The sequence below is a fragment of the Sphingomonas sp. MMS12-HWE2-04 genome, from assembly GCF_044881185.1.
In the GTDB taxonomy this organism is placed as follows: domain Bacteria; phylum Pseudomonadota; class Alphaproteobacteria; order Sphingomonadales; family Sphingomonadaceae; genus Sphingomonas.
In genome coordinates this window covers 395,659-419,270 of sequence record NZ_CP173254.1, presented here as the reverse complement: position 1 = coordinate 419,270, position 23,612 = coordinate 395,659, and the positions used below count along the sequence as shown (strand labels likewise).

At 70.2% G+C, this 23,612-nt stretch carries 8 protein-coding genes; 3 read left to right on the top strand and 5 right to left on the bottom strand.

Going from position 1 to position 23,612, the window contains the following annotated elements; translation table 11 throughout:
- The first annotated feature begins 125 nt into the window (after positions 1 to 125).
- The 3 genes from AB2M62_RS01925 to AB2M62_RS01915 are packed head-to-tail and all read left to right on the top strand — an operon-like array spanning position 126 to position 3,870.
- The gene (locus AB2M62_RS01925) at positions 126 to 1,178 is read left to right on the top strand and encodes a cysteine synthase family protein (protein WP_404337330.1); all 1,053 of its coding nucleotides are present in this window, start codon (positions 126 to 128) and stop codon (positions 1,176 to 1,178) included.
- Positions 1,175 to 2,386, top strand: a complete 1,212-nt coding sequence (locus tag AB2M62_RS01920; RefSeq protein WP_404337328.1) for an ATP-grasp domain-containing protein — start codon at positions 1,175 to 1,177, stop codon at positions 2,384 to 2,386. The genes AB2M62_RS01925 and AB2M62_RS01920 overlap by 4 nt, the downstream gene beginning before the upstream one ends.
- Entirely contained in the window at positions 2,383 to 3,870 is a 1,488-nt protein-coding gene (locus tag AB2M62_RS01915) for an argininosuccinate lyase (RefSeq protein ID WP_404337326.1), read from the top strand. Before AB2M62_RS01920 ends, AB2M62_RS01915 begins: the two co-directional genes overlap by 4 nt.
- On the opposite strand, the gene AB2M62_RS01910 is transcribed toward AB2M62_RS01915, so the two are convergent.
- Genes AB2M62_RS01910 through AB2M62_RS01890 form a run of 5 tightly spaced genes read right to left on the bottom strand, consistent with a single transcriptional unit; the run spans position 3,838 to position 23,409 of the window.
- Positions 3,838 to 7,812: an amino acid adenylation domain-containing protein gene (locus AB2M62_RS01910; RefSeq protein ID WP_404337324.1), complete on the bottom strand. Its 3,975-nt coding sequence runs from the start codon at positions 7,810 to 7,812 to the stop codon at positions 3,838 to 3,840. The genes AB2M62_RS01915 and AB2M62_RS01910 overlap by 33 nt on opposite strands.
- Positions 7,805 to 12,340: an SDR family NAD(P)-dependent oxidoreductase gene (locus tag AB2M62_RS01905; protein ID WP_404337323.1), complete on the bottom strand. Its 4,536-nt coding sequence runs from the start codon at positions 12,338 to 12,340 to the stop codon at positions 7,805 to 7,807. The genes AB2M62_RS01910 and AB2M62_RS01905 overlap by 8 nt, the downstream gene beginning before the upstream one ends.
- A complete protein-coding gene (locus AB2M62_RS01900; RefSeq protein WP_404337321.1) occupies positions 12,337 to 16,467 on the bottom strand; it encodes an amino acid adenylation domain-containing protein in 4,131 nt (1,376 codons plus the stop codon). The genes AB2M62_RS01905 and AB2M62_RS01900 overlap by 4 nt, the downstream gene beginning before the upstream one ends.
- A complete protein-coding gene (locus AB2M62_RS01895) occupies positions 16,464 to 19,808 on the bottom strand; it encodes an amino acid adenylation domain-containing protein (protein ID WP_404337319.1) in 3,345 nt (1,114 codons plus the stop codon). The genes AB2M62_RS01900 and AB2M62_RS01895 overlap by 4 nt, the downstream gene beginning before the upstream one ends.
- The gene (locus AB2M62_RS01890; protein WP_404337317.1) at positions 19,798 to 23,409 is read right to left on the bottom strand and encodes an AMP-binding protein; all 3,612 of its coding nucleotides are present in this window, start codon (positions 23,407 to 23,409) and stop codon (positions 19,798 to 19,800) included. The genes AB2M62_RS01895 and AB2M62_RS01890 overlap by 11 nt, the downstream gene beginning before the upstream one ends.
- Positions 23,410 to 23,612 lie beyond the last annotated feature (203 nt).

Genomic DNA, 23,612 nt, shown 5'->3' with positions numbered 1-23,612 from the left:
AACGTTTCAGAGTCGAGCAGTCTCCCATAGCGCCGCCCGCTTCCTGAACTCCGTTTCGGAGCGGGTTCCGGTGTTCGGGGCGCCCATTTGCGAATTTACTCCGCACCTTATTGGGGGAGGACCAGATGGGCGCCGCACCGATCTTCGAACTAGGCTCCGAGGCGCTGAAGCCGCCACGCCTGCTCCGCCTCGCGCCCAATTTTTATGTGGCGATCTTCGGCATTATGAAGCTCTACCCGGCGTCCTATATCATCCGCCAGGCCGAGGCGCGCCGCGAGATCGGGCCGCACACCCTGGTGGTGGAGACGACTTCGGGCACCTTCGGGCTCGCACTCGCGATGGTCTGCGCTGAGCGCGGCCATCGGTTGTGGCTGGTCGGCGACGGCGCGATCGACGCGACGCTGCGCGACCGCATCCTTGGTCTCGGCGCCGATATCAGCATCGTCACCGAGCCCGCTGCCGTCGGCGGCATGCAGCAGGCACGGCTTAACCTGCTCACGGCGCTGCGCCGCGACCACGAGGATCATTTCTGGCCCGCTCAATATGAGAATCCGGACAATAGCCGCTCCTATGCCGAGCTCGCCGAGATGCTGCACGCCCAACTTGGCCAGATCGATTGCCTGATCGGCACCGTCGGCACCGGCGGATCGATGTGCGGCACCGCCGCCGCGCTCGGCGAACGCTGTCCGGGTCTCCACGTCGTCGGCGTCGATACGCATGGCAGCGTGCTGTTCGGCCAGCCTGATCGCCCCGGCCGGCTGCTACGCGGGCTTGGCAACAGCCTGTTGCCCCGCAATGTCGTCCACACTGCGTTTGACGAAGTCCATTGGGTCAGCGCCGCCGACGCGTTCTCCGCCGCGCACGAACTCCACCGCCGCCACGCGCTGTTCATGGGCCCGACCAGCGGCGCCGCCTGGCTCGCCGCGCGCTGGTGGGCGCACGAGCATCCCGATCGCCAAGTGGTGGCGATCCTGCCCGATGAAGGGCACCGCTATATGAGCACGGTCTATGATCGCGAATGGCTCGCCGCGCGCGGGTTGGGGCGCGCCGCGCTGCCCAGCGCGCCGGTCACGGTCGACACGCCGGGCTTCGAGGGCGAAGGCTGGAGCCGCTTTGGCTGGCACCGCCGCCGCATCGACGAGGTCCTAGCCGGCTCGGAGATCGAGCGCGCGGCATGAGCATCCTGGCGTTTATCGAGAGTAACACCACTGGCACCGGCAGGCTGTTCCTCCGCGCCGCCCGGGCCGAGCGCTGCATCCCAGTGCTGATCGCCCGCGATCGACGGCGCTATCCCTGCGCGCAGGAGGAGGGCGTCCGGGTAATCGAGGCCGATACTTCGGACGAGGCGGAGTTGATCGCGCTTCTTTGCGACATCGATGCCGAAGCCGGACTGGCCGGCATCACTTCGACCTCGGACTATTTCATCGCCACCGCCGCGCGAGTCGCGGCGCATTTCGGTCTCGCCGCCCCGTCTCCGGCCGCGATCGATCGTTGCCGCGACAAGGCGCGGCAGCATGCCCGGTTGCGCGAATTCGGCGTGCCCGTGCCCAATGCGATCTCCGCGGGCAACGTCGCCCAGGCGCTTGCCGCCGCCGTCGCGATCGGGCTTCCGGCGGTGGTCAAGCCCGCAGGCGGCAGCGGCAGCGTAGGGGTGCGGCTGTGTCGGTCGATCGACGAAGTCGAGGTGCACGCCGCGACGCTGCTCGCGCAGAGCGCCAATGAACGTGGCCTCGCCGTGCGACCGGCAGTGCTGGTTCAGGCCTTTGTCGAAGCGCGTGAATTTTCAGTCGAAACGCTCGCCGGCGAGGTCATCGGGATCACCGCGAAACACGTGTCTGCGCCGCCAACCTTTGTCGAGCTTGGCCATGATTTCCCGGCCTCGCTCGGCACCGCCGAGGCGCGCGCGCTCGCCGACATCACACGTGCCGCCGTCGCCGCGCTCGATCTGTGCTGGGGCGCGGCACACACCGAATTGCGCCTCGGGCTCGACGGCCCCTGCGTGATCGAAGTCAATGCGCGGCTCGCCGGCGGCTTCATCCCCGAGCTGATACGCCGCGCCACCGGGCTCGATCCGATTCGCGAGCTGGTCCGCATCGTCCTCGCCCGACCGGTTCGCCGTGCTCCACCGCTGCGTGGCCACGCCTCGATCCGATTCCTCGTCCCGCCGCGTGCGGGGACGCTCGCAGCCGTCGAGGGCGTCCCCGCCGCCGCCGCGGTTGAGGGCATATGCGATGTCGGCCTGTATCGCGCGCCTGGCAGCCCGATCGCGCTCGCCGGCGATTTCCACGATCGCATCGGCCATGTCATCGCCGCCGCCGCCAGCGCCGAAGTCTGTCGCGGCGGCGCCGAACGCGCACTTGCCTTGCTGACACCGACGATCGAATGACCGATACTGGGCGGATCGGCGCAGCGCTGTCGCCGCTGGCTGCGAGCGCGCTGGCCTTTCGACCCGCCCCGTTCGGCCGCGCCGACGAACTCGCCCTGATCCGCCAGATCGACCGCGCACACCTGGTGATGCTCGCTGAGACCGGGTTGATCTCCAGTAAGACCGCGCCGCAGTTGCTAACCGAAATCGACGCGCTTGCGGCGACGGGCTTCGCTGCACTGGAGACCGCGGCCGCCCCGCGCGGCCTCTATCTGCTCTATGAGGCACATTTCGTTGCTGAATTGGGAGACGCGTTCGGCGGTGCGCTCCACACCGCGCGATCGCGCAACGATCTCAACGCGACGCTGCTGCGGCTGCGGCTGCGCACGCCCGTAGAGTCGCTGATCCGCGCGCTGCTGCGACTCATCGCCGTGCTGCTCGCCCAGGCGCGGCGCTTTGCCGACACGCTGATGCCGATCCACACCCATGGCCAACCGGCGTTGCCTGGCAGCTATGGTCACAGCCTCGCAGGCTTCGCACAGCCGCTGCTGCGGAGCGCCGAGGCGCTCACCGCCTGGCTCGATGGCGATTTCGCGCACTGTCCGCTCGGCGCCGGTGCTGCAGGCGGCACCAGCCTGGCGATCGAACCGAAAACCACCGCGCGGCTACTCGGCTTCGCTGCACCTGTCCCCCACGCAATCGACGCCGTCGCTGCGCGCGATTTCGCGCTCCGCCTGCTCGGCGAGGCTGCGATAGTCGGCACGACGCTGAGCCGGATGGCGCTCGATCTGCAAAGCTGGGCCAGCCCGCCTGCGTTGGTAGATTTGCCCGATACGCTGGTCGGCTCGAGCTCGATGATGCCACAGAAGCGCAATCCCTATCTGCTCGAGCATATTCAAGGTCGCGCGTCGCGTGCGCTCGGCGCCTTCACCGCCGCAATCGCGGCGAGCCACGCTGCGCCCTACAGCAACAATATCGCCGCCGGCACCGAGGCGATGACCGGACTGTGGGATGCGCTGGCCGACAGCACCAGCGCGGGGATGCTGATGGAGGCGATGGTGCGCGGCGCGCGGCCGCGCGCAGCGGCAATGCAGGCCCGGGCAGAAGCAGGGCTGGTCGAGGCGACCGAAATCGCCAACCGGCTGGTCCGTACCGGCATGTCGTTCCGACGCGCGCACCATCTCGTAGGCGCCACGATCCGCGCCGTGCTGGAAGCAGATCCGCTGGCAGCGGGTGCGGAGGTCATCGCCGCACTCGCCGCCCAACTGCCCGAGGCAGTCCTGCGCGGCATCGACCCGCGCACGACGATGATCGCCAACGCCTATGGCGGGGGGCCGGGAAGCTGGCGCAGCCGCGCTGCCTTCGCGCCCGACCTTGCCCGGCTGGGCGCCTGCCGGGCGAAGCTCGCCGAACATGTCGCGCGCTGGCGCGATGCCGACGCCGCACTCGATGCCGCCGCGACCCGGCTGATCTCAGCCGACAAGCGTCTCCGCAAGGCAGGCTGACAGCCGCTCGGCGAGTTCCGCGGCGTTGCGCTCGGCCATCATCGTCACATGATCGCCCCGCACCCATTCGACTCGCACCGGCGCGCCCGCGACCTGCCGCCAGCCGAGCGTTTCTTCGCCGGTGCGATCGCTGTCGCTCGCACGGAACAGCGTGATCGGAACCGGCGAGGATTTCGGGCGGTAGCGCCGCCGCGCGGTGCGGTGCGCCTGCGCGACCGCCAGAAGATTGCGGACCAGCTGCGCGCCATCTTCCGCCGGCAGCGATCCGTTTCGCGCAAAAGCCTCGGCCACGCGGGCGATCTGATCATCCACAGCCAGTGCACAAAGCGCGGCATAGTCGATCGACACTTCCATCCCGGTGAAGCGGCGAAAGATCGTGACGGCAGCGGCAAGGTCGCGCGCCACCGAATTCTCAGGCGTTACCGCGGCTTCCTCCTCGTTCGGACGGACCAGCGCGCTGTCGAACAAGGCGAGCAGTGCCACCTGCTCGCCCGCGGCGCAAAGCTGGCGCGCCATCTCATAGGCCACGACGCCGCCAAACGAATGCCCCCCGATCCGATAGGGCCCGAAGGGCTGGAGCCCCCGCAGCCGCGCCACATAGTCCGCGGCCATTGCCGACACGTCGGCCAGCGGCGGCGCCTCGCCCGAGAGCCCGCCAGCCTGCACCGCATATACCGGCAGGGCAGGCGCAAGATTGCGCACCAACGGAACATAATTGAGCACCGTCCCGCCGCCGGTATGCACGAGGAACAGGATCTGCCCGCCCTTCCCCGCCCACAGCCGAACCAGCTGCGAGTCCACTGTTTCCTGGCGGCGGACGAGATTCGCGAAATGCTCGATCGTCGGATTCTCGAACAGCGCCGAGAGCAGCAGCTTGCGTCCCAGACGTTGCTCGATCCGCACCAACAATCGCATCGCGAGCAGCGAATGCCCACCCAGGTCGAAGAAGCTGTCGACCACGCCGATCCGGTCGATGCCCAGCAGTTCCTCCCAGATTTGCGCGATCTGGAGTTCGATCGTGTCGCGCGGCGCGATGTAGCGCTCGGCCCCCGCCGCGACGATCGGCGGAAGCTGCGCCCTATCGAGCTTATGATTGGCGGTGAGCGGCAGCGCGTCGAGGAACGCGAAGGCCTGGGGCACCATCGGCCTGGGCAGACGCTGGCGCAGATAGTCACGCAGCCCCCGCGCACTGCGTTCGCTTTCGGGGTGCGCAACGACATATGCCGCGAGCATCGGCCCGGTTGGCGTATCGGGATACATCACCACCGCACACGCGGCGACATCGGGGCTGGTGCGCAGCACAGCGGCGACTTCGCTCGGCTCGATCCGCACGCCGCGCAGCTTGACCTGTCCGTCGATCCGGCCGCGAAATTGGAGCACCCCCTCGGCATCGATCAGCCCACGATCGCCGGTGAGATAGAGCAGATCGTCGGCCGCTGTGCCGAACGGATTGCGCACGAACCTGCGCGTGGTCTCGGCTTCCGCGTCGAGATAGCCCAGGCTGCGAAACGGCGTCCGGATCGCGATCTCGCCGAGCTCGCCGACGCCGCACCGCCGCAGCGCCGGCGTGACCACGATCACCTGGGTCTGCGGTAGCGGCCGGCCCAGCGGCTGCACGCCGGCTCCCGCAGAGCCGAGCACGTGATAGCATTTGGCGAGCGTGGTTTCCGTCGGACCATATAGATTGATGACCGCGCTGTTCGGCGCAAACGCGGCGCGCCAGCGGCCCGCCAGCGTTCCAGAAAGCGGCTCGCCGGCGAAGAAAGTCATGCGAAGCGCCGGGAGGGTCGCGTCCTGGGCTTCGATCAGCCAGGCATCGGCGATCGAGGGAACGGCGTGGAGCAGCGTGATCTGCTCGGCGGCCAGCCACTCCAGCGTCGCCGCGTCCTGGTCCGGCAATACCAGCTCGGCGCCCGAGACGAGCGGCAGGAAGACGTCGCGCAGCACCACATCGAACGACAGGCCTGTCAGTTGGCCACAACGATCGCCCGGGCCCACGGCAAAGGTGTCGCGCTGCCAGTCGAGGAAATGCGCGAGTCCCGCGGCGGTCCCGCGTACGGCCTTGGGAACACCGGTACTGCCCGAAGTGAAGAAGATATAGGCGGGATCGCACGGCCCGCGCGCCGGCGCCCCCGCGCCGGGATCCGCCCGCTCGTCGCCGAGCGCAAGCCCCACGCACTCGCCGAGCCAATCGGGCCGCGCGCCGGCGTGGAGCAGAAAGCGCGCGCGCGCATGCTCCGCCATCGCGGCGCGCCGTCCCTCCGGAAGGTCGGGGCTGAGCGTGAGCAGTACGCCGCCAGCATGGAGCACCCCGGCCATCGCGGCGACGAGCTGCGGACAACGTGGCCCATGCACCGCGACGACATCGCCAGGCCGCATCCCGGCTGCACGCAATTGCGCAGCCACGCCCCCCATCGCCAACGCGAAATCACGATAGCGGAGCGTCCCGCCCGAGTGGCGTAGCGCTGGGGCATCGGGCGTGCGCGCCGCCCAGCCGAGGATCTGCTCGGTAACCGGTCGGTGCGCCGGCATGTCGATGGGCGCCGACGGATCGGCGAGCGGCGCACCCGCCGTCACCAGATCGAAATCGCCGAGCGCCCAATTCGGCTCGGCCGCGGCCTGTTCGAGCAGCGTGGCATATTGGCCGAGCAGCGCCGCGATCCTCGCCTCTGAATAGCGCGCGCTCTGATAGGCGAGCTTGAGGTCGAGCCCGCCTTGCCATTCGCTGACATAGAGCGTCGTCGAGAACTCGCAGCGCGGCGCGCCGGGCGCGACGAAACGCGCGCCCACGCTGCCCAAAAAGAGCGCGCGCGGTGGCGTAGGCGTGAAGTTGAACAGCGTCTCGAACAGCGGATGGCTCGCCGCGGCGCGCTCGGGCGCAACGGCCTTGACGATCCGATCGAACGGCACTTCGCCATGGTCTATTCCGTCGATGACTGCGCTGCGCACGCGGGCCAACGCTTCACGGAAACTGAGATCGGGGGTGAGCCCTACACGAACCGGGAGCGTGTTGAGGAACAGGCCGATCAGCGGTTCGGTCTCGAGGCGGGTGCGGCCGCTCACCGGCGTGCCGACGATCAGATCCTCGCGCGCCGTCAGCCGCATCAGCAGCACCAGATAGGCGGTGAGCAGCGTCACGAACAGCGATCCGCCCTCGGCCTGGCCGATCGCATCGAGGCGCTGGCGGAGCGCAGGCGCGATCCGGCGTTCGAGCGCGGCCCCGGCATAGTCGCGCTCGCCGGGATGGTCGGCGGGAAGTTCGAGCACCGGCGGGGCATCGCGGAGCTGCTCGCGCCAATAATCGAGGCTGCGCGCCAGCCCGCCCTGATCGAGCCGGCGGCGCTGCCAAGCTGCATAATCGCGATAGGCGATCGGCAGCGGCGCGACTTCGAGCCCGGTATAGCCGCGGGCAAGCTCGTCGAGCAGAACCCCGATCGACCAGCCGTCGCCGGCGATATGGTGAAGCGCGAAGACGAGCAGGTGATCGTCCGCGGCGATCCGGATCAGCGTGATGCGCAGCGGCGCCTCTCGGGTCAGGTCGAACCCCTTTTCGGTCTCCGCGGCATAGAGGCGCAGCGCTTCGGCTTCGAAAAGATCGACGCGCCGGATCGGCAGCGGCGCGAATGCCGCGATCGACTGTCCCGAGGCCGCATCGAAGCGCGCGCGCAGCGTTTCGTGGCGGCGCACGATCGCATCGAAGGCGGCCTGGAGTGCCGCGACGGACAAGTCGCCCTCGAGCCGGAGCGCGCCGGCGATGACATGCGCCGGATCGCCCGGCGACATCCGATCGAGAAACCATTGCCGCTCCTGCGCGAAGGAGAGTGGAGCCTCCTCCCCGTCATGCGGCGGAATCGCGTCGCAACGCTCAGCGGCAAGCCGGCGCAGGAGCAAGGCGCGTTGCTCGGTGGAGAGTTCCCGCAGCCGACCGCGCGCTTCAGCCATTCCCATCCTCCACAGCAAGCAGACGCTCGATCTCGGCATCGTCGAGGCGGGCGAGCAGGTCTTCCGCATCCGGCGCGGAGGCAGCGGCGCGCACCGCCTCGGCAAGCGCGGCGATCGTCGGCGCGCGCAATATGCCAGCAAGCGACAGCTCGACGCCGAGCGTGCGCGCGATCCGCGCATTGAGCTGGGTGGCGAGCAGCGAATTGCCCCCCAGTTCGAAGAAATTGTCGTCGACCCCGATCCCTTCGATCAGGAACAGCGATTGCCATATCTGCGCGAGTTCGTGCTCGACCGGGTCGCGCGGTGCGACATGGCGGCTGCGCATCGCCGGGCGGGCGTGCAGCGTCGCGCTGGGCGTTTCGGCCCAGTGCTCAACCCATTGGCGCAGCCGCTGCCGCAGATCGCCACTGGAGACGACGACATTGGGCACGCCGGCCACCGCCAATATCCGCTCGCAGGCATCCGCGGCCTCGCCGCCCTGCATGAAATAGTCGGCGACGGTGCCGCCAAGCCCGGCAACCGCGGCGCGCGTTTCGCCGAGGCGCCAACTGTCCCAATCGATGCTTAGCCAACGCGTCCGGCGCACGCGGCTGCGATCCTGCGCGAAAGCATCGAGGAAGCAATTGGCCGCGGCATAGGCGGCGAAGCCGAGCCCGCCGAGCACCGCCGACAGCGACGACATCAGCACGCAGAAATCGAGCGCGCGGCCGGCGATGACCTGATCGAGCACGATCGCGCCGCGCGCCTTGGCGTGAAGCTGCGCGTCGATATCGGCAGAGGTCATCCGCGCCATCTCGCAAAAGGTATCGGCGCCGATCGATCCGGCGCAGTGGAACACCCCCTGCACCGCACCGAACCGCGCCTCGGCAGCGGCGAACACTTTGGCCATCGCCGCGCGATCGGCGACATCGGCGGAGAGGGTCAGCACCTCTGCGCCGGCTTCCTCCAGCGCCTGCACGGCCGCGATACGGCGCGCTGGCCCTTCGCCAAGCGAGGTGCGCCCGACCAGCACCAGCCGCGCCGCGCAGCGTTCTGCCAGGTGCCGCGCGAGCACCAGCCCGACCCCGCCCAACCCGCCAGTGATCAGATAGACGCCGCGATCGCGCAGCGGCGACAGGCCGTCTGCGACCGGGCCGAGCCGCACCGGTTCATAACCCCGCAGCCAGCGCGCCTTGCCGCGATAGGTCACGAGCGGCGCAGTCGGTTCGACCGCAAGCTCGGCCACCACTGCATCGACTGCGTCGCCAGAAGCCGGATCGAGATCGATGCAGCGGCAGCGCGTGCCCGGGCGCTCCTGCGGCGCGACCAGCACCGGGCCGAGCAGCGTCGCCTTTTCGGGCACGGTTTCACCGAAGTCCGCAACGCCGCTGGCGAGGACTTCGACGCGCAGCGACCGGCCGGGATCGTCGCGCCACAGCGCAGCGAGCAGCGCGACCACGCTTTCGATCCCGTGCGCCTGCGTATCGGCAAAATCGCGGTGCGCGTCGAGCGCCCAGCAATGCGCGATATTGGGAGGAACGTCGCCGGCCTGGCTTAGCGACGCGACGAGCGCACCATAGTCGGCGGCATCGCCGGGCGCGACGGTGAAGCCGTCTGCAGTGGCCGCGAATGCAAGCCCCGGCCGAACCAAGATCGTGCGCCCGCCGCGCGGGCGAAGCCGCTCCGCCAGCTCCGCGCCGATGCCGTGGGCATCCGCAAAAATCAGCCAGTCGCCGCTGGGCATCTTGCCTTCCTGCGTCAGCGGCGCCGGCTTCCAGCAAGGTAGCGAGAACCAGTCCTCGACTGCCCGCCGACCGGTCTCGACAGGATCGTCGGCGGCGGGGGGATCGATCCAGTGCCGCACCCGCTGGAAAGCATAGGTCGGCAGCGCGATCCGCCGCGTATCCGCGCGTGCGAATGCCCGGCCGAAATCGAGCGTGGCGCCCGCGGCCCAGAGCTGCCCGACCGCGCGCTGCAGCGTTGCCGCTTCGCCGTCGCCGCCATAGGACCAGCGCATCGCCGGGATCACCGGGTTGGCGCGGCCGAGCCGGGTGCGCACCGCGAGCGCATGCGAGGTCAGCGACTGGCCGGGGCCAAGCTCGATCAGGATGCGCGCCGGATCGGCGAGCAGCGGCTCGAGCGCCTGGTGGAAGCGGACGGTGCGGCAGAGATGCTGCGCCCAATAATGCGGATCGATCGCTTCCTCGGCGCGAATCCAGTCGCCGGTGAGGCACGATACCCAGGGGGTGCGCGGCGGCTGGGGCTCGGCCGCCGCGACGCGATTTGCCAGAGCGACGACGATCGGCGCCATCATCGCCGAATGATAGGCATGGGTAGCGGGCAGATGCTGGCAGGCGACTTCCTCGGCGATCAGCCGGCGTTCGAGCGCGGCGATCGCGTCGACGGGACCGGCGGCGATGGTAAGGCTCGGACCGTTGACCGCCGCGATCGAGACTTCGCGCGGGAGCAGCGCACCCAACGCAGCTTCGCCGATCGACACCGCTAGCATCGCGCCCCGCTCGACCCGCTCGTCGATCAGCTGCGCGCGCGCCGCGACCAGCGCGAGCGCATCGGGCAGCGCGAACACCCCGGCGAGAGTCGCGGCGACGAATTCGCCGATACTGTATCCCGCCATCGTCGTGGGCACCGCGCCCCAATCGACCAGCAGCTGCGCCAGCGCATATTCGACGACGAAGATCGCCGGCTGGCCCCAGCGCGGTCCGTCGAGGCTCGATTCTTCGCGCGTGGTGCGGCCGAGCATCGCGCGGAGGTCGAGCGCCGGTGCGTCGGATGTTGGTGCGAGTTCCGGATGGCGCCAGTCGTGCCTTGCAAAGAGATGGTCGCGGATATCGCCGCCCAATTCGGGGAGGAGCAGCGCCGCGCAGCGATCGACTTCGCGCCGAAACAGCGGCTGGGTGCAATAGAGCTCCCAGCCCATCGCCGGATAATGATCGCCAAGGCCGGGAAAAAGGAAGGCGACGCTGCCGACAGTCGGCATCTCGCCCGGCTCGAGACGGCGCAGCTGGGCAATGGCATCTCCGCAATCGCGCGCAACGACGAAGCTGCGATACGGCAGCGGCCGGCGCCCGCTGCGGAGCGTATGGGCGACGTCGCCGAGCGACAATTCGGGATGGGCTTGCAGATGGTTGGCCAGTCGTTGGGCGGTGGCTTCGAGCGCGCCCGGGCTGCGCGCCGAGAGCAGCAGCAACTCCGGCCCCTGCGCCGCCGGCTTGGGCGGATTGGGCACATACTCTTCGAGCACGATATGCACATTGGTGCCGCCGATGCCGAACGCGCTGACCCCGGCGCGCATCGGCGCTTCGGCGTCGAAGGCGCGGGCCTCGCCAAGGACCTCGAAGCTGGACCCGAGTGCCAACCGAGGACTGGGCGCGCAATAGTGCGCAGTCGGCGGAAGCGTCCGGTGGCGCAGCGCGAGCACCGCCTTGATCAGCCCGGCAATCCCCGCCGCGGCGTCGACATGGCCGATATTGCTCTTGATCGATCCGATCGCGCACGGCGTTTTCCGGGGCGCATGGGCGAAGACTTCGGCAAGCGCGGCGACTTCGATCGGATCGCCCAGCGCAGTGCCCGCGGCGTGCGCCTCGATCAGCGCGATGCTCTCGGGCGCCACCCCAGCGACGGTCAGCGCTTCGGCGATCACCCGGGCCTGGGGTGCCACGCTCGGCGCAGTGAAGCCGACCTTGTCGTGCCCATCATTGTTGATCGCCGAGCCGAGGATCACCGCCTGGATCGGATCGCCATCGGCAACGGCATCGGCGAGCCGGCGCAACGCGACCGCGCCGGCGCCGTCGCTCGATACCGTGCCCTGCGCCTCGGCATCGAAGGGGCGGCAATGGCCATCGGGCGAGAGGATGCTGCCCGGTTCGAAGCGATAGCCCGCAACCAGCGGCAGATGGACCGAGGCGGCGCCGGCAAGGGCGAGATCGCATTCGTGCGCGAGGAGGCTCTGGCAGGCGAGATGCACCGCGGTGAGCCCGGTCGAGCAGGCAGTGCCGACGCTGGTGCTCGGCCCGGTGAGCCCGAGCAAATAGGAGGTCCGGGTCGCGAGAAACGTAGGATCGTTGCCGACCGCGAGCTGGAAGCTGCCCGCCTGCTGCGCGAGCGCGCGATTGGGCCAGAGATTGCGCAGCAGATAGGTGCTGAGGATGCTCCCGGCAAACATCCCGACGGCGCCGTCGAACCGCGCGGGATCGACTGCGGCATCCTCCAGCGCCATCCACGCGCATTCGACGAACAGTCGCTGCTGCGGGTCCATCAGCGCCGCCTCGAACGGGCTAAGCCCGAACAACGCGGCGTCGAAGCCATCGGCCTCGGCGACCATGCCCTTGGCGCGGACATAGGCGGGATCGGCGAGCGTTGCCGCGTCGACGCCCGCGGCGGCGAGTTGCTCGTCGGTGAAGCGCGTGATCGCGTCGCGACCGTCGCGGACGATCTGCCACAACGCTTCCGGGCTGTCGGCGCCGGGAAAGCGGCACGCCGCACCGATGATCGCGATGGCGTCGTCTGGACAAGCCTCGCCCGCCCTCATGGCGCGAGCACCCTGCGCCGCGCCGCGGCCGCCTTGCGCGCGGCGGCGCGGGTGTCGGGCGCGACGTCGGCCGTTCCTGCCAGATGCCGGGCGAGCGCGGGCAACGCGCCGTGCCGGAACAGATCGGTGATTTCCACCGCATGCCCTTCGGCGGCGAGCGCCTCCTGCACCGCGAGCAGCAGCAGCGAATGCCCGCCCTGGTCGAAGAAATTGACCGCGGGATCGATGGCTTCGACTTCGAGCACCTCGCGCCAGATGCGCGCGACCAGCGCCTCCATCGCGTCGAGCGGCGCTTGCAGCGGTGTCGGTGCGCTGCTCGGCAATGCGGCGAGCAGCGCTGCGCGATCGCGCTTGCCGCTGGGGGTGAGCGGCAGCGCGTCGAGCTCGACGATCGTCGCGGGCACCATATAGTCCGGCAGGCGCTGGCGCAGCGCGGTGCGCAGGGCGGCGGCATCGAGGCATGCCGGGGTGGCACCGGTGGCGAAGAAGTCGCGATAGAAGGGCGTAGCGCGATGGGTGCGCGGCTGGTGCGGCGCTTCGTAGCGGAAGCCGGGGCCTTCGACGAAATAGTCGACATGGACGCCGTCGCTGCTCGCAGTCGCGCCGCAGCGCGCGGTCAGGCGCTCGCCCTGGGTGACGGTGCGCGGGGCGCCGAACGCCGGCAGGAACACCGGCAGCCAGCAATGCGCATGGTCGAGGATGTCGATCGGATCACCGGCCCCGGTATCGAGCGTCAGCCAGACCAGGAAGCCGTCGGCGCGGCCGGTACGGGTGATGGCGAAGTCGCTGTCGAGCCGATAGTCGATCGGCACGTCGCCGCGATAATCGAGATCCTCGAAGGGTTGCGGCGCGGCGAGCAGATGCGAGCGATCGAGCCCCTTGACGCATAGCCGCAGGTCGAACGGCGCGCCTGCCGCGGCGAAAATCCGCTCGGCATAGCGCGCGGCGAGCGGCCCGAAGCCCAGCCCGCGCAGGTCTTCGGGGAGCTCGACGGGTGCATAGAGCGTCGTGCTGCACGCCGGGATCATCGCTGCGCCGGGCTTGAGCAGGTGCCGAATGCGGTTGGTGATCGTCGCCGCCCCCTCGCTGCCCCCGATCGCGCCGACGATCTCGGAGACGCAGAGGTCTGCCCGCTCGGGCAACGCGATCGCCGTCGCGTCGCCGTGGATCACCGTGATGCGGTCTTCGAGGCCGAGCGCGCGCACCCTGGCCTGCGCCTTGCGGAAGCTGGCTTCGAGCAGTTCGACGGCGTAGACGTGGCGCGCGCCCGCCTCGACGCAGAAGCGCGCGAGCAGTGCTTCGGGCCCGGTGCCGACTTCGAGCACGACTCGGCCCGGCACCGCCGCATCGATCGCGGCGCGATAGGCGCGGTTGCGCCGTTCGTCGCTGGTCATCGCGTGATAGGCGAGGTCGTCATAGACGAAGAATTCGGCGATCGACGGCCACCATTCGAACTGCGCCGGTCGCCGGGTGACGAACGCGACCAGCCGCTGCGTCTCGCCCGGGCCGCCGGTGGCGAGCACCGCGGCGTCGCCCACGCCGGGCTCAGCGCGCAGTGCCGCCTCGACTTCGCCGGGCTCGACGCGGAACCCGCGCAGCTTGATCTGCGCGTCGATGCGGCCGCAATATTCGAGCTGCCCGTCCTCGCGGAAACGGCAGAGGTCGCCGGTGCGGTAGCGCCCGCCGGCAAAGGCGGCCGCGGTCAGTTCGGGGCGCTGCCAATAGCCGCGCGCCACGCTCGGCCCGCCGAGATGGAGCTCGCCGGGAACCCCGATCGGCACCGGCCGGCCGTCGGGACCGAGCAGATGCACGCGCACCTCGCCGATCGGGCGGCCGATCGACGGCGCCGCGCCGTCGGGCGCCACCGCGCCGATCGTCGCGCAGACCGTCGCCTCGGTCGGGCCATAGGCGTTGAGGAAGCGCCGCCCCCCGGCCCAGCGCGCGGCGAGCCAGGCCGGGCACGCCTCGCCCGCCACCACCAGCGTCGCCAGCGCCGGCAGCGCGGCCGGCGGGAGCAGCGCCAGCACCGAGGGCGGCAAGGTCAGCGTATCGATCCGCCAGCGCTCGAGCAGCGCGACCATCTCGGCCGACGGCACCAGCAGCGCGCGCGGGGCGATATGCAGTGTCGCCCCGGCGAGCAGCGCCGTGAAGATCTCCGACACCGAGGCGTCGAAGCCGAAGGACGAGAATTGCAGCACGCGGCTCTCCGCAGTGATCGCAAAGCCGTCGAGCTGCGCCTCGACCAGCCGGCGCAGCGCCCCGTGGGTGATCGGCACGCCCTTGCGCCGTCCGGTCGAGCCCGAGGTGTAGATCAGATAGGCATCGTCACTCGGCGCCGCTGCCTCGGGAAGATCGGTGTCGGCAAACCCGTCCTCGCCCAGCGTGCCCGGCGTCAGGCCTGCGCTTTCGATCCCCGGATCGGCGAGCAGCAGCCGCGGCGCGCAATCGGCGATCAGCTCGGCGTGCAGCCGTGGCGGCAGGCTGGGCTCGAGCGGGACATAGGCCGCGCCCGCCTTGAGCACGGCGAGCACCGCGACCAGCCGGTCGAGCGACGCCTCCATGCAGATCGCCACCCGGTCGCCGCGCATCACCCCGCGGGCCGCCAGTGCGCGCGCAAGCCGATTGGCGCGGGCGTTGAGCGCGGCATAGCTCCAGGCGATGTCGCCCTGCGGCCCCGCGAACACCGCCGCGATCGCATCGGGCGTGCGCGCCGCCTGCGCCTCGAACAACCGCGACACGGCAAGATCGCCCCGGCGGCACGACGCGGGCAGCGGCGCCGGCGCGCGGCTCCAGACCTCGAGCTGGGCGCGCTCGGCCGCTTCAAGCGGATCGAGCGTGCCGACCAGCGCCCGCGGATCGCGCGCCATCGCCAGCAATAGCGTGCGCATATGGCCCAGCAGCCTCCGCATCGCCGCGGTCTCGAACCGTCCGCGATCGAACCCGACTCCGAGCACGCTCTGCGCGCGTACCGCGAGCAACACGGTCAGCGGCAAGTCGGCGCGCTCGACGAAATCAAAGGCGCCGAGCGAGAGCCCCGCCCCTTCCATCCGCGCGCGGTGCGAGGCGAAGTCCTCGACCACCAGCAAGCTCTCGAACAAGGGCTGCTCGCGCGGCACCGCGCTCCAGCCCTGCACCTCGGCCAGCGCGACATGCTCGAAGCGGCGCGCGGCAAGCTGGCCATGCTGGAGCCGCTGGAGCCAGTCGCCGATTGGCATCGCCGGATCGAGCGCCACGCGCAGCGGCAGCGTGTTGACGAACAGCCCCGCCATCGTCTCGACCCCGTCCAGCGCATGCGGCCGCCCCGCGACGGCGCTGCCGAACACCACGTCAGCCTCGCGCGAATAGCGCGACAGCAGCACTGCCCAGGCGCCGTGGACGAGCGTGCTCAGCGTCACCCCCGCCGCGCGCGCGCCGGCGCGCAGCGCCGCTACCTCGTCAGGCGGAAGGTCGAGGAACTCGAGTCCATAGCCCCGCACCGAAAGCGTGCGATCGATTCCGAGCGGCGTCGGCGCCTCGATCCCGGCAAGCGTCTCGCGCCAGAATGCCGCCGCCGCCGCGCCGTCCTGCTGCCCGAGCCAGGCGATGAAATCGCGATAGGGCCGCACCGGCGCGAGTCCCGTCTCGCCGCCGCCGACCGCCGCGCGATAGAGCGCGAACCATTCGTCGAGCAGCACCGGCACCGACCAGGCATCGAGAATGGCATGGTGCCAGGTCCACACCAGCCGGTGCTCGGCCTCGCCGATGCGCACGAGCACCAGCCGCATCAGCGGCGCGCAATCGAGTGCGAAGCCGCGCCGCTCGGCGCTGCGCAATGCCGTCAACCGCTCGGCCTGCGCCGCGGCGTCCACCCCGCGCCAATCCTCGCAGCGCAGCGGCAGCGCGACGCGATCGCCCGCCACTTGCAGCGGCTCGGGCAGCCCGATCCAGGCAAAGGCCGTGCGCAACGGCGCGTGGCGCGCGACCAATCCTTCCCACGCGGTGCGGAAGGCGTCCGGGTCGAGCGCACCGTGCAGCGTGCAGGCAAGCTGCTCGACGTAGACGTCCGATCCCGGCGCCGCCGCGCTGTGGAACACCATGCCCTGCTGCATCGGCGAGAGCGGATAGGCGTCGAGCGTCGCTTCGGTCATGCGGGATCTCCGGCAAAGCGGACGAGCGATGCCGCGCGCGCCGCCCGCCCGGCGGGTACGGCTTTCGCGGGTTCGGCCTTCGAAACGGCAGGCCCGTCGGCAAGCAGCACATCGAGATGCGCGGCGAGCGCGGCGATGGTGCGGTGGACGAACAAATCGAGCGGCTCGACCGGAAGCCCGGCCTGGCGGCAGCGCGCGGCAAGCTGGACGCTGCGGATCGAATCGCCGCCGCTCGCGAAGAAATCCTCGGTCACCCCGACGCGCTCGCGCTGGAGCAGCGGGCCCCAGATCGCGGCGATCCGCGCCTCGATGGGATTGCGCGGCGCGACGGCGATGCGCGCCACCTCCGCCTCCCAGCCGGGCATCGGCAGCCGGCGCTGGTCCAGCTTGCCGTTGGGCGTGAGCGGAATCGCATCCAGCGTCACGAAGCGGGCCGGCAGCATGGGCTGCGGTAGCGTGCGCGCCAGGAAGCGCGTCAGCTCGCCCGCCTCGGGGATCGCGCTGCCAACGAGATAGGCGACGAGAACGCGCTCGCATGTCGGCGTCTCGCGCGCCACGACCACGGCCTCGGCGATGCCCGGATGGCAGCACAGCGCCGTCTCGATCTCGGCAGGCTCGATACGCAGGCCGTTGAGCTTGATCATCTGGTCGACGCGACCGAGGAAATCGATCCTCCCATCGGCGCGCCGCCGTGCGAGATCGCGCGTGCGATAGAGCGGCTTGGCACTGCGCGGATCCGTGACGAATGCCGCCGCGGTGCGCACGGCGTCACCGCGATAGCCGCGTCCCACGCCGATCCCGCCGATATGGAGTTCGCCGACCACGCCGGGCGGCACCGGCGCGCGATTCGCGTCGAGCACGTGCGCGGCCATGTTGGCAATCGGCCGGCCGATGCTGACGATCGCGCGCGGCGCATCGCCGTCGTCGAGGGCATCGAGCCGATAATGGCACTGGTCGTCCGAACATTCGGTCGAGCCATAGGTGTTGAGGAGGGGTATGCCGGGATACAGCGCGAGCCAGCGCCGGCAGAGCTCGGCGGGGAGCGCCTCGCCCGTCGGAACGATCCAGGCGAGCGGCGTGAGATCGGGCGGCCAGGCGTGGCGCTCGGCCTCTTCGATCAGCGCGCGCAGCATCGAGGGAACCGCCTGGAGCACGGTGATGCGCCGACGCGGAATTTCCAGTAGCAGCGCCGCGGGATCGCGCGCGACGTCGTCTGCGACGATCACCACCCGCCCGCCGGCTGCGAGCGGCGCGAGGCATTGCCACACCACCACGTCAAACGATTGCGGGGCGTTCTGCGCGAGTGCATCGTCGGGCCCGAAGCCGAGATCGGCGAGCTTGGCGAGCGCATGGTTCACCGTGCCGCGATGCTCGATCATCGCGCCCTTGGGCCGACCGGTCGAGCCCGAAGTGTACATAACATAGGCGAGGTCGCTGCCCGTAGCGACGGGAAGCACACAGGCCGCATCGCCGTCGAGCGCGGCGAAGCTGGTGCGCGGGATCGTGGTGTCGATCGCGAAGTCGGTAAGTACGAGTACCGGCTTCGCATCGGCGATCAGCTGCGCCAGCCGCTCGGCGGGCATTCCGGGGTCGAGCGGGAGGAACGCGCCGCCTGCCTTGCCGACCGCGAGCAGCGCCGTGACCAGATCGATCCCGCGCGGCATCGCGACCGCGACCAGCGTCTCGCACTGGACGCCGCGCGCCGCGAGGCCATGCGCCGCGCGCGTCACCCGGGCGGCAAGCTCGGCATAGGTGATCGCAGCGTCGCCCTGCTGGACTGCGATGGCATCGCCCGCTTCGGCGGCGCGCGCCTCGAACAGCGCGCAGAGCGTCGGCTGTTCGGGAAGCGGCACGCAGGGGCCCTCGCCGATCGCAAGTGCCTCCGCTGCCTCGGCTGCGGAGAGCAGCGACAGCGTGCCCACCGGCTGGTCCGGCGCCGCCACCACCTGCCGCAGCAGCGTCTCGAAGGTCGCGGCCATCTGCGCGACGCTGTCGGGCTCGAACAGCTCGGCGGCATATTTCCACGCGCCGGCCAGCCGTCCACGATCGTCGCGCTTCATCTCCAGATTGAGGTCAAACTGGCCGTCCTGCTGCGCGAGCTGCCAAGGTTCGAGCGTCAGGTCGGCGAACGGGATCGGGGGCTCGTCCTCTGAGGGCAGCAGCGCGCGCTGCAGCTCGGGATAGCGATGGAATTTCTGGAGGACGAAGCTGGTCTGGAAAATCGGCGCGCGGCTGAGGTCGCGCTGCGGCTGCACCGCCTCAACGATCGCCGAGAAGGGGACGTCCTGGTGGTGCATCGCCGCGATGACTGCCGCGCGGGTCACGGCGAGGAGCTGGCGGAAGCTCTGCCCCCCTTCGATCGCCACGCGGATCGGCAGCATGTTGACGAGGTCGCCGACCAAACCTGCCAGCCCCGGCGCCTGGCGGCCAGCGCTGGGAATGCCAGTAATCAGATCGTCCTGCCCGGTATAGCGGTTGAGCAGCAGCTGGTACGCGGCGAGCAGCGCCATGAACGGCGTCGCGCCTTCCGCCGCGGCAAACCGATCGAGTGCGGCAGTCAGATCGGCGTCGACCCAGCGCATCACCGTGCCGCCGCGAAAGCTTCGCTTTGCAGGCCTAGCGTGATCGAGCGGCAGATCGAGCAGTGGGAGTTCGCCGCCCAGCGTTTCGCGCCAGTGGCGCAGATGGCTGTGGAGGTCGGCGCGGGTCTCATCGGCAAGTGCACGCCGCTCGGTGAGGACGACATCCTCGAACTCGATCGGCAGCGGCGGCCAGGCCATCGCCCTGCCCTCATGCTCGGCGGCATAGGCCGCGCGCAGCTCGTCCATCACCACGATCAGCGACCAGAGATCGGCGGCGATATGGGGCAGCGCCAGCAGCAGCACATGCTCGGTTGCGCTGCGCCGATAGAGCCGCACTCGCATTGCCGCGGAGTCGAGCAGGTCGAACGGTGCGCGCGCTGCTGACTCGACGGCTTCGGCGAGCTGCTCCGCCGACCAGTCCGATACTTCGATCTCGACCAAGTCGATCGCCCAACCGCGCCGCGCGCGCTGGCGCACCACGCTGTCTTCCTCGCGGAATTCGAGGCGCAGGCAGGCGTGGCGGTCCGACAGCGCCTGGAGCGCGCGGCGCAAGGCGCCGGGGTCGAGATCGCCGCGGATCGTCGCGGGGAGCACCATCGTATAGGCCGAGGCGGCGGGCGCGAGCCGCCATTGGAACCATAGCGCCTCTTGCCCCGCCGAAAGCGGGTGCCAGCCGCCGGTCACGCCGATGCGTTCGCGCACCATCGCCTTGAGCTGGCGCTTGAGCAGCTCCTTGGCGTCCTTGGGGTCAGCGTGCATCGGCGGCCTCCGCGCGATCGGGGGCATAGCTGCCGGCAAGCGCTTCCAGCTCCGCCTCGGAAAGCTCGTCGATCCGCGCGAGCAGCGAAAGTGCATCGTCCTTGGGCGCTGCGCCTCTCCCGGCGAGATAATGGGCCAGTCCGCCCAACGTCGGATGCTCCCAGATCAAGGTCGACGGCAGCGCCGTGCCGAGCCGCGCCTCGAGTCCGCCGGCGAGCAGCGTCGCCGCTACCGAGTCCATCCCGAAATCGCTGAATCGGGCGGTGGCGGCGATCCGATCGCGCGCGTCGCCATATTCGGCGGTGAGCCAATTGCGCAGCCAGTCGAGCAGTTCCGGATAGAGCGGGCCTTCTTCCTCTGATGCCGCAATCGGCTCGGCGGCTTCGGTCTGCGTCGCGGTGACGCGGAGCAGCGGATCGAGCCCACGTTCCTCGCCACTCGCGCGCTGCTCGATGTCGCCGATCGCCAGCGCGAAATCGGCGACGAGCGCCTCGGAATCGCGGGCGTCGAGCAGCACCGAGGGCACGCCCAGCGCGCGCGCCAGCCGCCGATCGAAGCGGCGCGCTGCCCATTGCTCGGCCCGGTCGAGCGCCGCCGAGGGCGCGGCCCGCGCGCGGTGCCGCACGCAGGCGCGCAACAGGCCATAGGTCGCGACTTCGCCGGCCTCCAGATAGGCCCATTGCCGCGCGGCATTGGGCCCGCCGAGCGCGTCGGCATGGGCGAGCGCATGCGCGACGATCGCCTGCGCCGCCTGCGTGAGCGCATCGGCGATGCCGCCCTCGCCGAGCGCCTCGCGAACGAAGCCGCATAGCGCCTCGGGCATCCGCACCAGCCGCGAGCCGACATGCATGTGCATCGGCTCGGTCGGCCCCTCGAAGATGCGCAGCACACGGGTGTCGCGCAGGATCTGCGGCGCGAGGTTGGTCTCGATATAGCCGCGCCCGGCAAGCTGCTGGACGAGGCCGTCGGCGGCGCGCCAGGCGAATTCCGGCCCCGCAGTCTTGCACGCGCAGAACAGTTCGGGCGGGATCGCCGTATCGGCATCGAGCAGGTCGGCGACGGTTTCGACCAGCGCCTCGACGGCATGCGTCGCCGCGGCCAGATCGCTCACGCGCATCCGCGTCGCGGGGTTGTCGATCAGCCGCCCGGTGGCGATCGTCCGCCGCGTGCCGTGGCGGACCATGAGCTGGAGGCAGCGCTTGAGGATGCCTACGCTCATCGCGCCGATCGCGAAGCGCCCGAACGCCATCGTGTCAGTCGCCGCCGCCATCCCGTCGCCAGCTTCACCGAGCCGGTCGGCGGCAGTCACCCGCACGCCTTCGAGCAGCACCTGGTTCTGCACCATCGCGCGGAGCCCCATGGTCAGCGCCTCGGGGCCGTGCCGCAGGCCCTGGCTGCCCTGGCGCAGTACGAAGCCGGCGACGCTCTGCGCGCCGTGCTCGCCCTCGACGCGCACAAAGGTGTTGATCACCCCGGCCCAGGCTGCCGATCCGCTCCACAATTTGGTGCCCCATAGCCGCCAGCCCTCGCCGTCGGGGCGGCCGACCGAGGCGAGGTTGCGGATGTTCGATCCGGCATCCGCCTCGGTCATCGCGAAGGCGGCAAGTTCGCGCCCCGCAGCGAGCGCCGGCAACAAGGCCTCGCGCGTCGCGGGCTGGGCGTGGCGCACGATCGGCCGGATGCCGAGCGCGTTGTTGACCAGCACGAACGAGGCGATGGTCGTGTCGATCGCCGCGAGCTGCTGGACGATACGGACGAGCTCGCGATTGGAGATCTCCATCCCGCCGTGCGCGCGCGGCGCGACCATGCCGAGCACGCCGCGATTGCCAAGATCGAGCACGACATAAGGCGGGATCGAGCGGCGCTCGTCCATCAGCCGCGAGTCGAGCCGCTCGACGGCATAGTCGCGCAGCCATGCATTGAGCGCGTCGACCCGGTCCGGCACCTGCTCCTCTTGCGCAGGGGTAGCCGCGACCTTCGCGTCCCAGCGCGCGAGTGGTTCCAGCGTATCGTCGGCAAAGCCCGACCGGCAGGCATGGCGCTGCTTCTTGCCGCTGTGCGTGCGCGGCAGCCCGCCCGGGCGCAGCAACAGGATCGCGGAGACCGAAAGCTCGTGCTGCTCCGAGACCGTGCGGCGGATCGCCTGCAGTAACGCCGTCACATCGAGCGTGCGCAGCGCCTCACGCCGCACCTCCTGCGCGATCACCAGCCCCTGCTCCTCCGCGAACGCCGCGCCGCCGCCCGGAGCCAGCGCGGGATCGCAGCGCTCGACGCTCAGCTCGATATCCTCGGCGTGGTGGTTGACGCCGCGGACGATGATCAGATCGTCCATCCGGCCGAGCACGAACAGCCGGCCGCCTTTGAGAAAGCCGAGATCGCCCGTACGCAGCCAGGTTTCGGCCGAGCGGCCCCCTGCGATCCGCGCTGCAAATTTGGCCGCGCTCGCCTCCGGGCGCCGCCAATAGCCCGCCGCGACCGAAGGGCCGGCCAGCCAGATCTCGCCGCGCTCGCCGGCCTTGCAGCGGCGATACGTCTCGGGGTCGACGATCGCGATTCGCGTGCTCGTCGGTGCGCCGCTCGATGCGACCAGTTCGTCCACGATCGCCGGCAACTCGCCCGGCCCGCACAGGCTTGCCATCAGCGTCACTTCGGCGAGCCCATAGCCGGGACACATCGCCTCGGCCGCAAAGCCAAGCGGTCCATAGGTCTCGGCAAAGGCGCGCACGGTATGCGCGCGCACCGGCTCGGCGCCGTTGGTCGCCACCCGCAGGCTCGACAGGTCGAGCCCCAGGCGGCGCGCCTCCGGGATTGCCAGGCAAGCGTCGAACGCGAAATTCGGCGCCGCGGTGTGGGTGATCCGGTGCCGCGACACCGCTTCGAGCCACACCGCCGGGCTGCGCGAGAAGTCGGTCGGGCTCATCAACATGCCCGGGCATCCCGCGACGAGCGGCGCCACGCAGCCAAAGACGAGGCCGAGATCATGGTAGAGCGGCAGCCACGACAAGGTCCGGCTGTCCGCGTCGATCTCCCAGCAGCGCAGGATGTCGCGGACATTGGCGATCAGCGCGCGATGGCCGATCATCACGCCCTTGGGTGCCGCCGTGGATCCCGACGTATATTGAAGATGGGCGACGTCCTCGCCGGCAATCTCCGGCCCGGCCCATCCGGCCGGCGCCGCGGGTAGATCGGCGACGGCGAACGCGGCGATACCCAACGCACCCTCGAGCAGTGCCCGCATCTCGCCGGTGGTCAGCACGCACGCCGCGCCCGAATCCGCCGCCACCGCGCGGATATGCGTCAACGGCCGCCGCGCATTGGGATAGCGCACCGGCACCGCGATCATGCCGGCATGGAGGCAGCCGAGATAGGCCGCGACGAAATCGGGCCCGGTCGGGAACGCGAGCAGCACCGGCGACTGGGGCTCGAGCCCCGCCAACGCCGCCGCCACGCTGCCGGCGCTCCGGTCGAGCTGGCCGAGCGACAGGCCGGTATCCGCGCCGGACAGCGGCGAGAGGAAGCGAAGCGCGATTCCCGCCGGATCGGCGGCCGCACGGGTTCGGACGATCGCAGCGATAGTTTCCTCTGTCTCCGGCTTGACCATGCGCGCTCCCCCGGCGCCGATGCTTGCGCCGAAGTCCAAGTCTTATCGAACCCAGCCGATCTGCCGAGATGCCGCTGCATCCGGAACGGAGATACTGCGCCGCCCTGTTTCGATGATATTTGTCGTCATCGATCCCGCATCTATTGGCGATAGTATCGATTTTTCCTAACGACTTGATGACACCCCCCATTAACCGCCTCGGA

Excerpts from the sequence above, each read along its gene's own strand:
- AB2M62_RS01895 (WP_404337319.1), bottom strand. The coding sequence starts at position 19,808 with ATGCACGCTGACCCCAAGGACGCCAAGGAGCTGCTCAAGCGCCAGCTC.
- AB2M62_RS01910 (WP_404337324.1), bottom strand. The coding sequence starts at position 7,812 with ATGGCTGAAGCGCGCGGTCGGCTGCGGGAACTCTCCACCGAGCAACGC.
- AB2M62_RS01900 (WP_404337321.1), bottom strand. The coding sequence starts at position 16,467 with ATGACCGAAGCGACGCTCGACGCCTATCCGCTCTCGCCGATGCAGCAG.
- AB2M62_RS01890 (WP_404337317.1), bottom strand. The coding sequence starts at position 23,409 with ATGGTCAAGCCGGAGACAGAGGAAACTATCGCTGCGATCGTCCGAACC.
- AB2M62_RS01920 (WP_404337328.1), top strand. The coding sequence starts at position 1,175 with ATGAGCATCCTGGCGTTTATCGAGAGTAACACCACTGGCACCGGCAGG.
- AB2M62_RS01905 (WP_404337323.1), bottom strand. The coding sequence starts at position 12,340 with ATGAGGGCGGGCGAGGCTTGTCCAGACGACGCCATCGCGATCATCGGT.
- AB2M62_RS01915 (WP_404337326.1), top strand. The coding sequence starts at position 2,383 with ATGACCGATACTGGGCGGATCGGCGCAGCGCTGTCGCCGCTGGCTGCG.
- AB2M62_RS01925 (WP_404337330.1), top strand. The coding sequence starts at position 126 with ATGGGCGCCGCACCGATCTTCGAACTAGGCTCCGAGGCGCTGAAGCCG.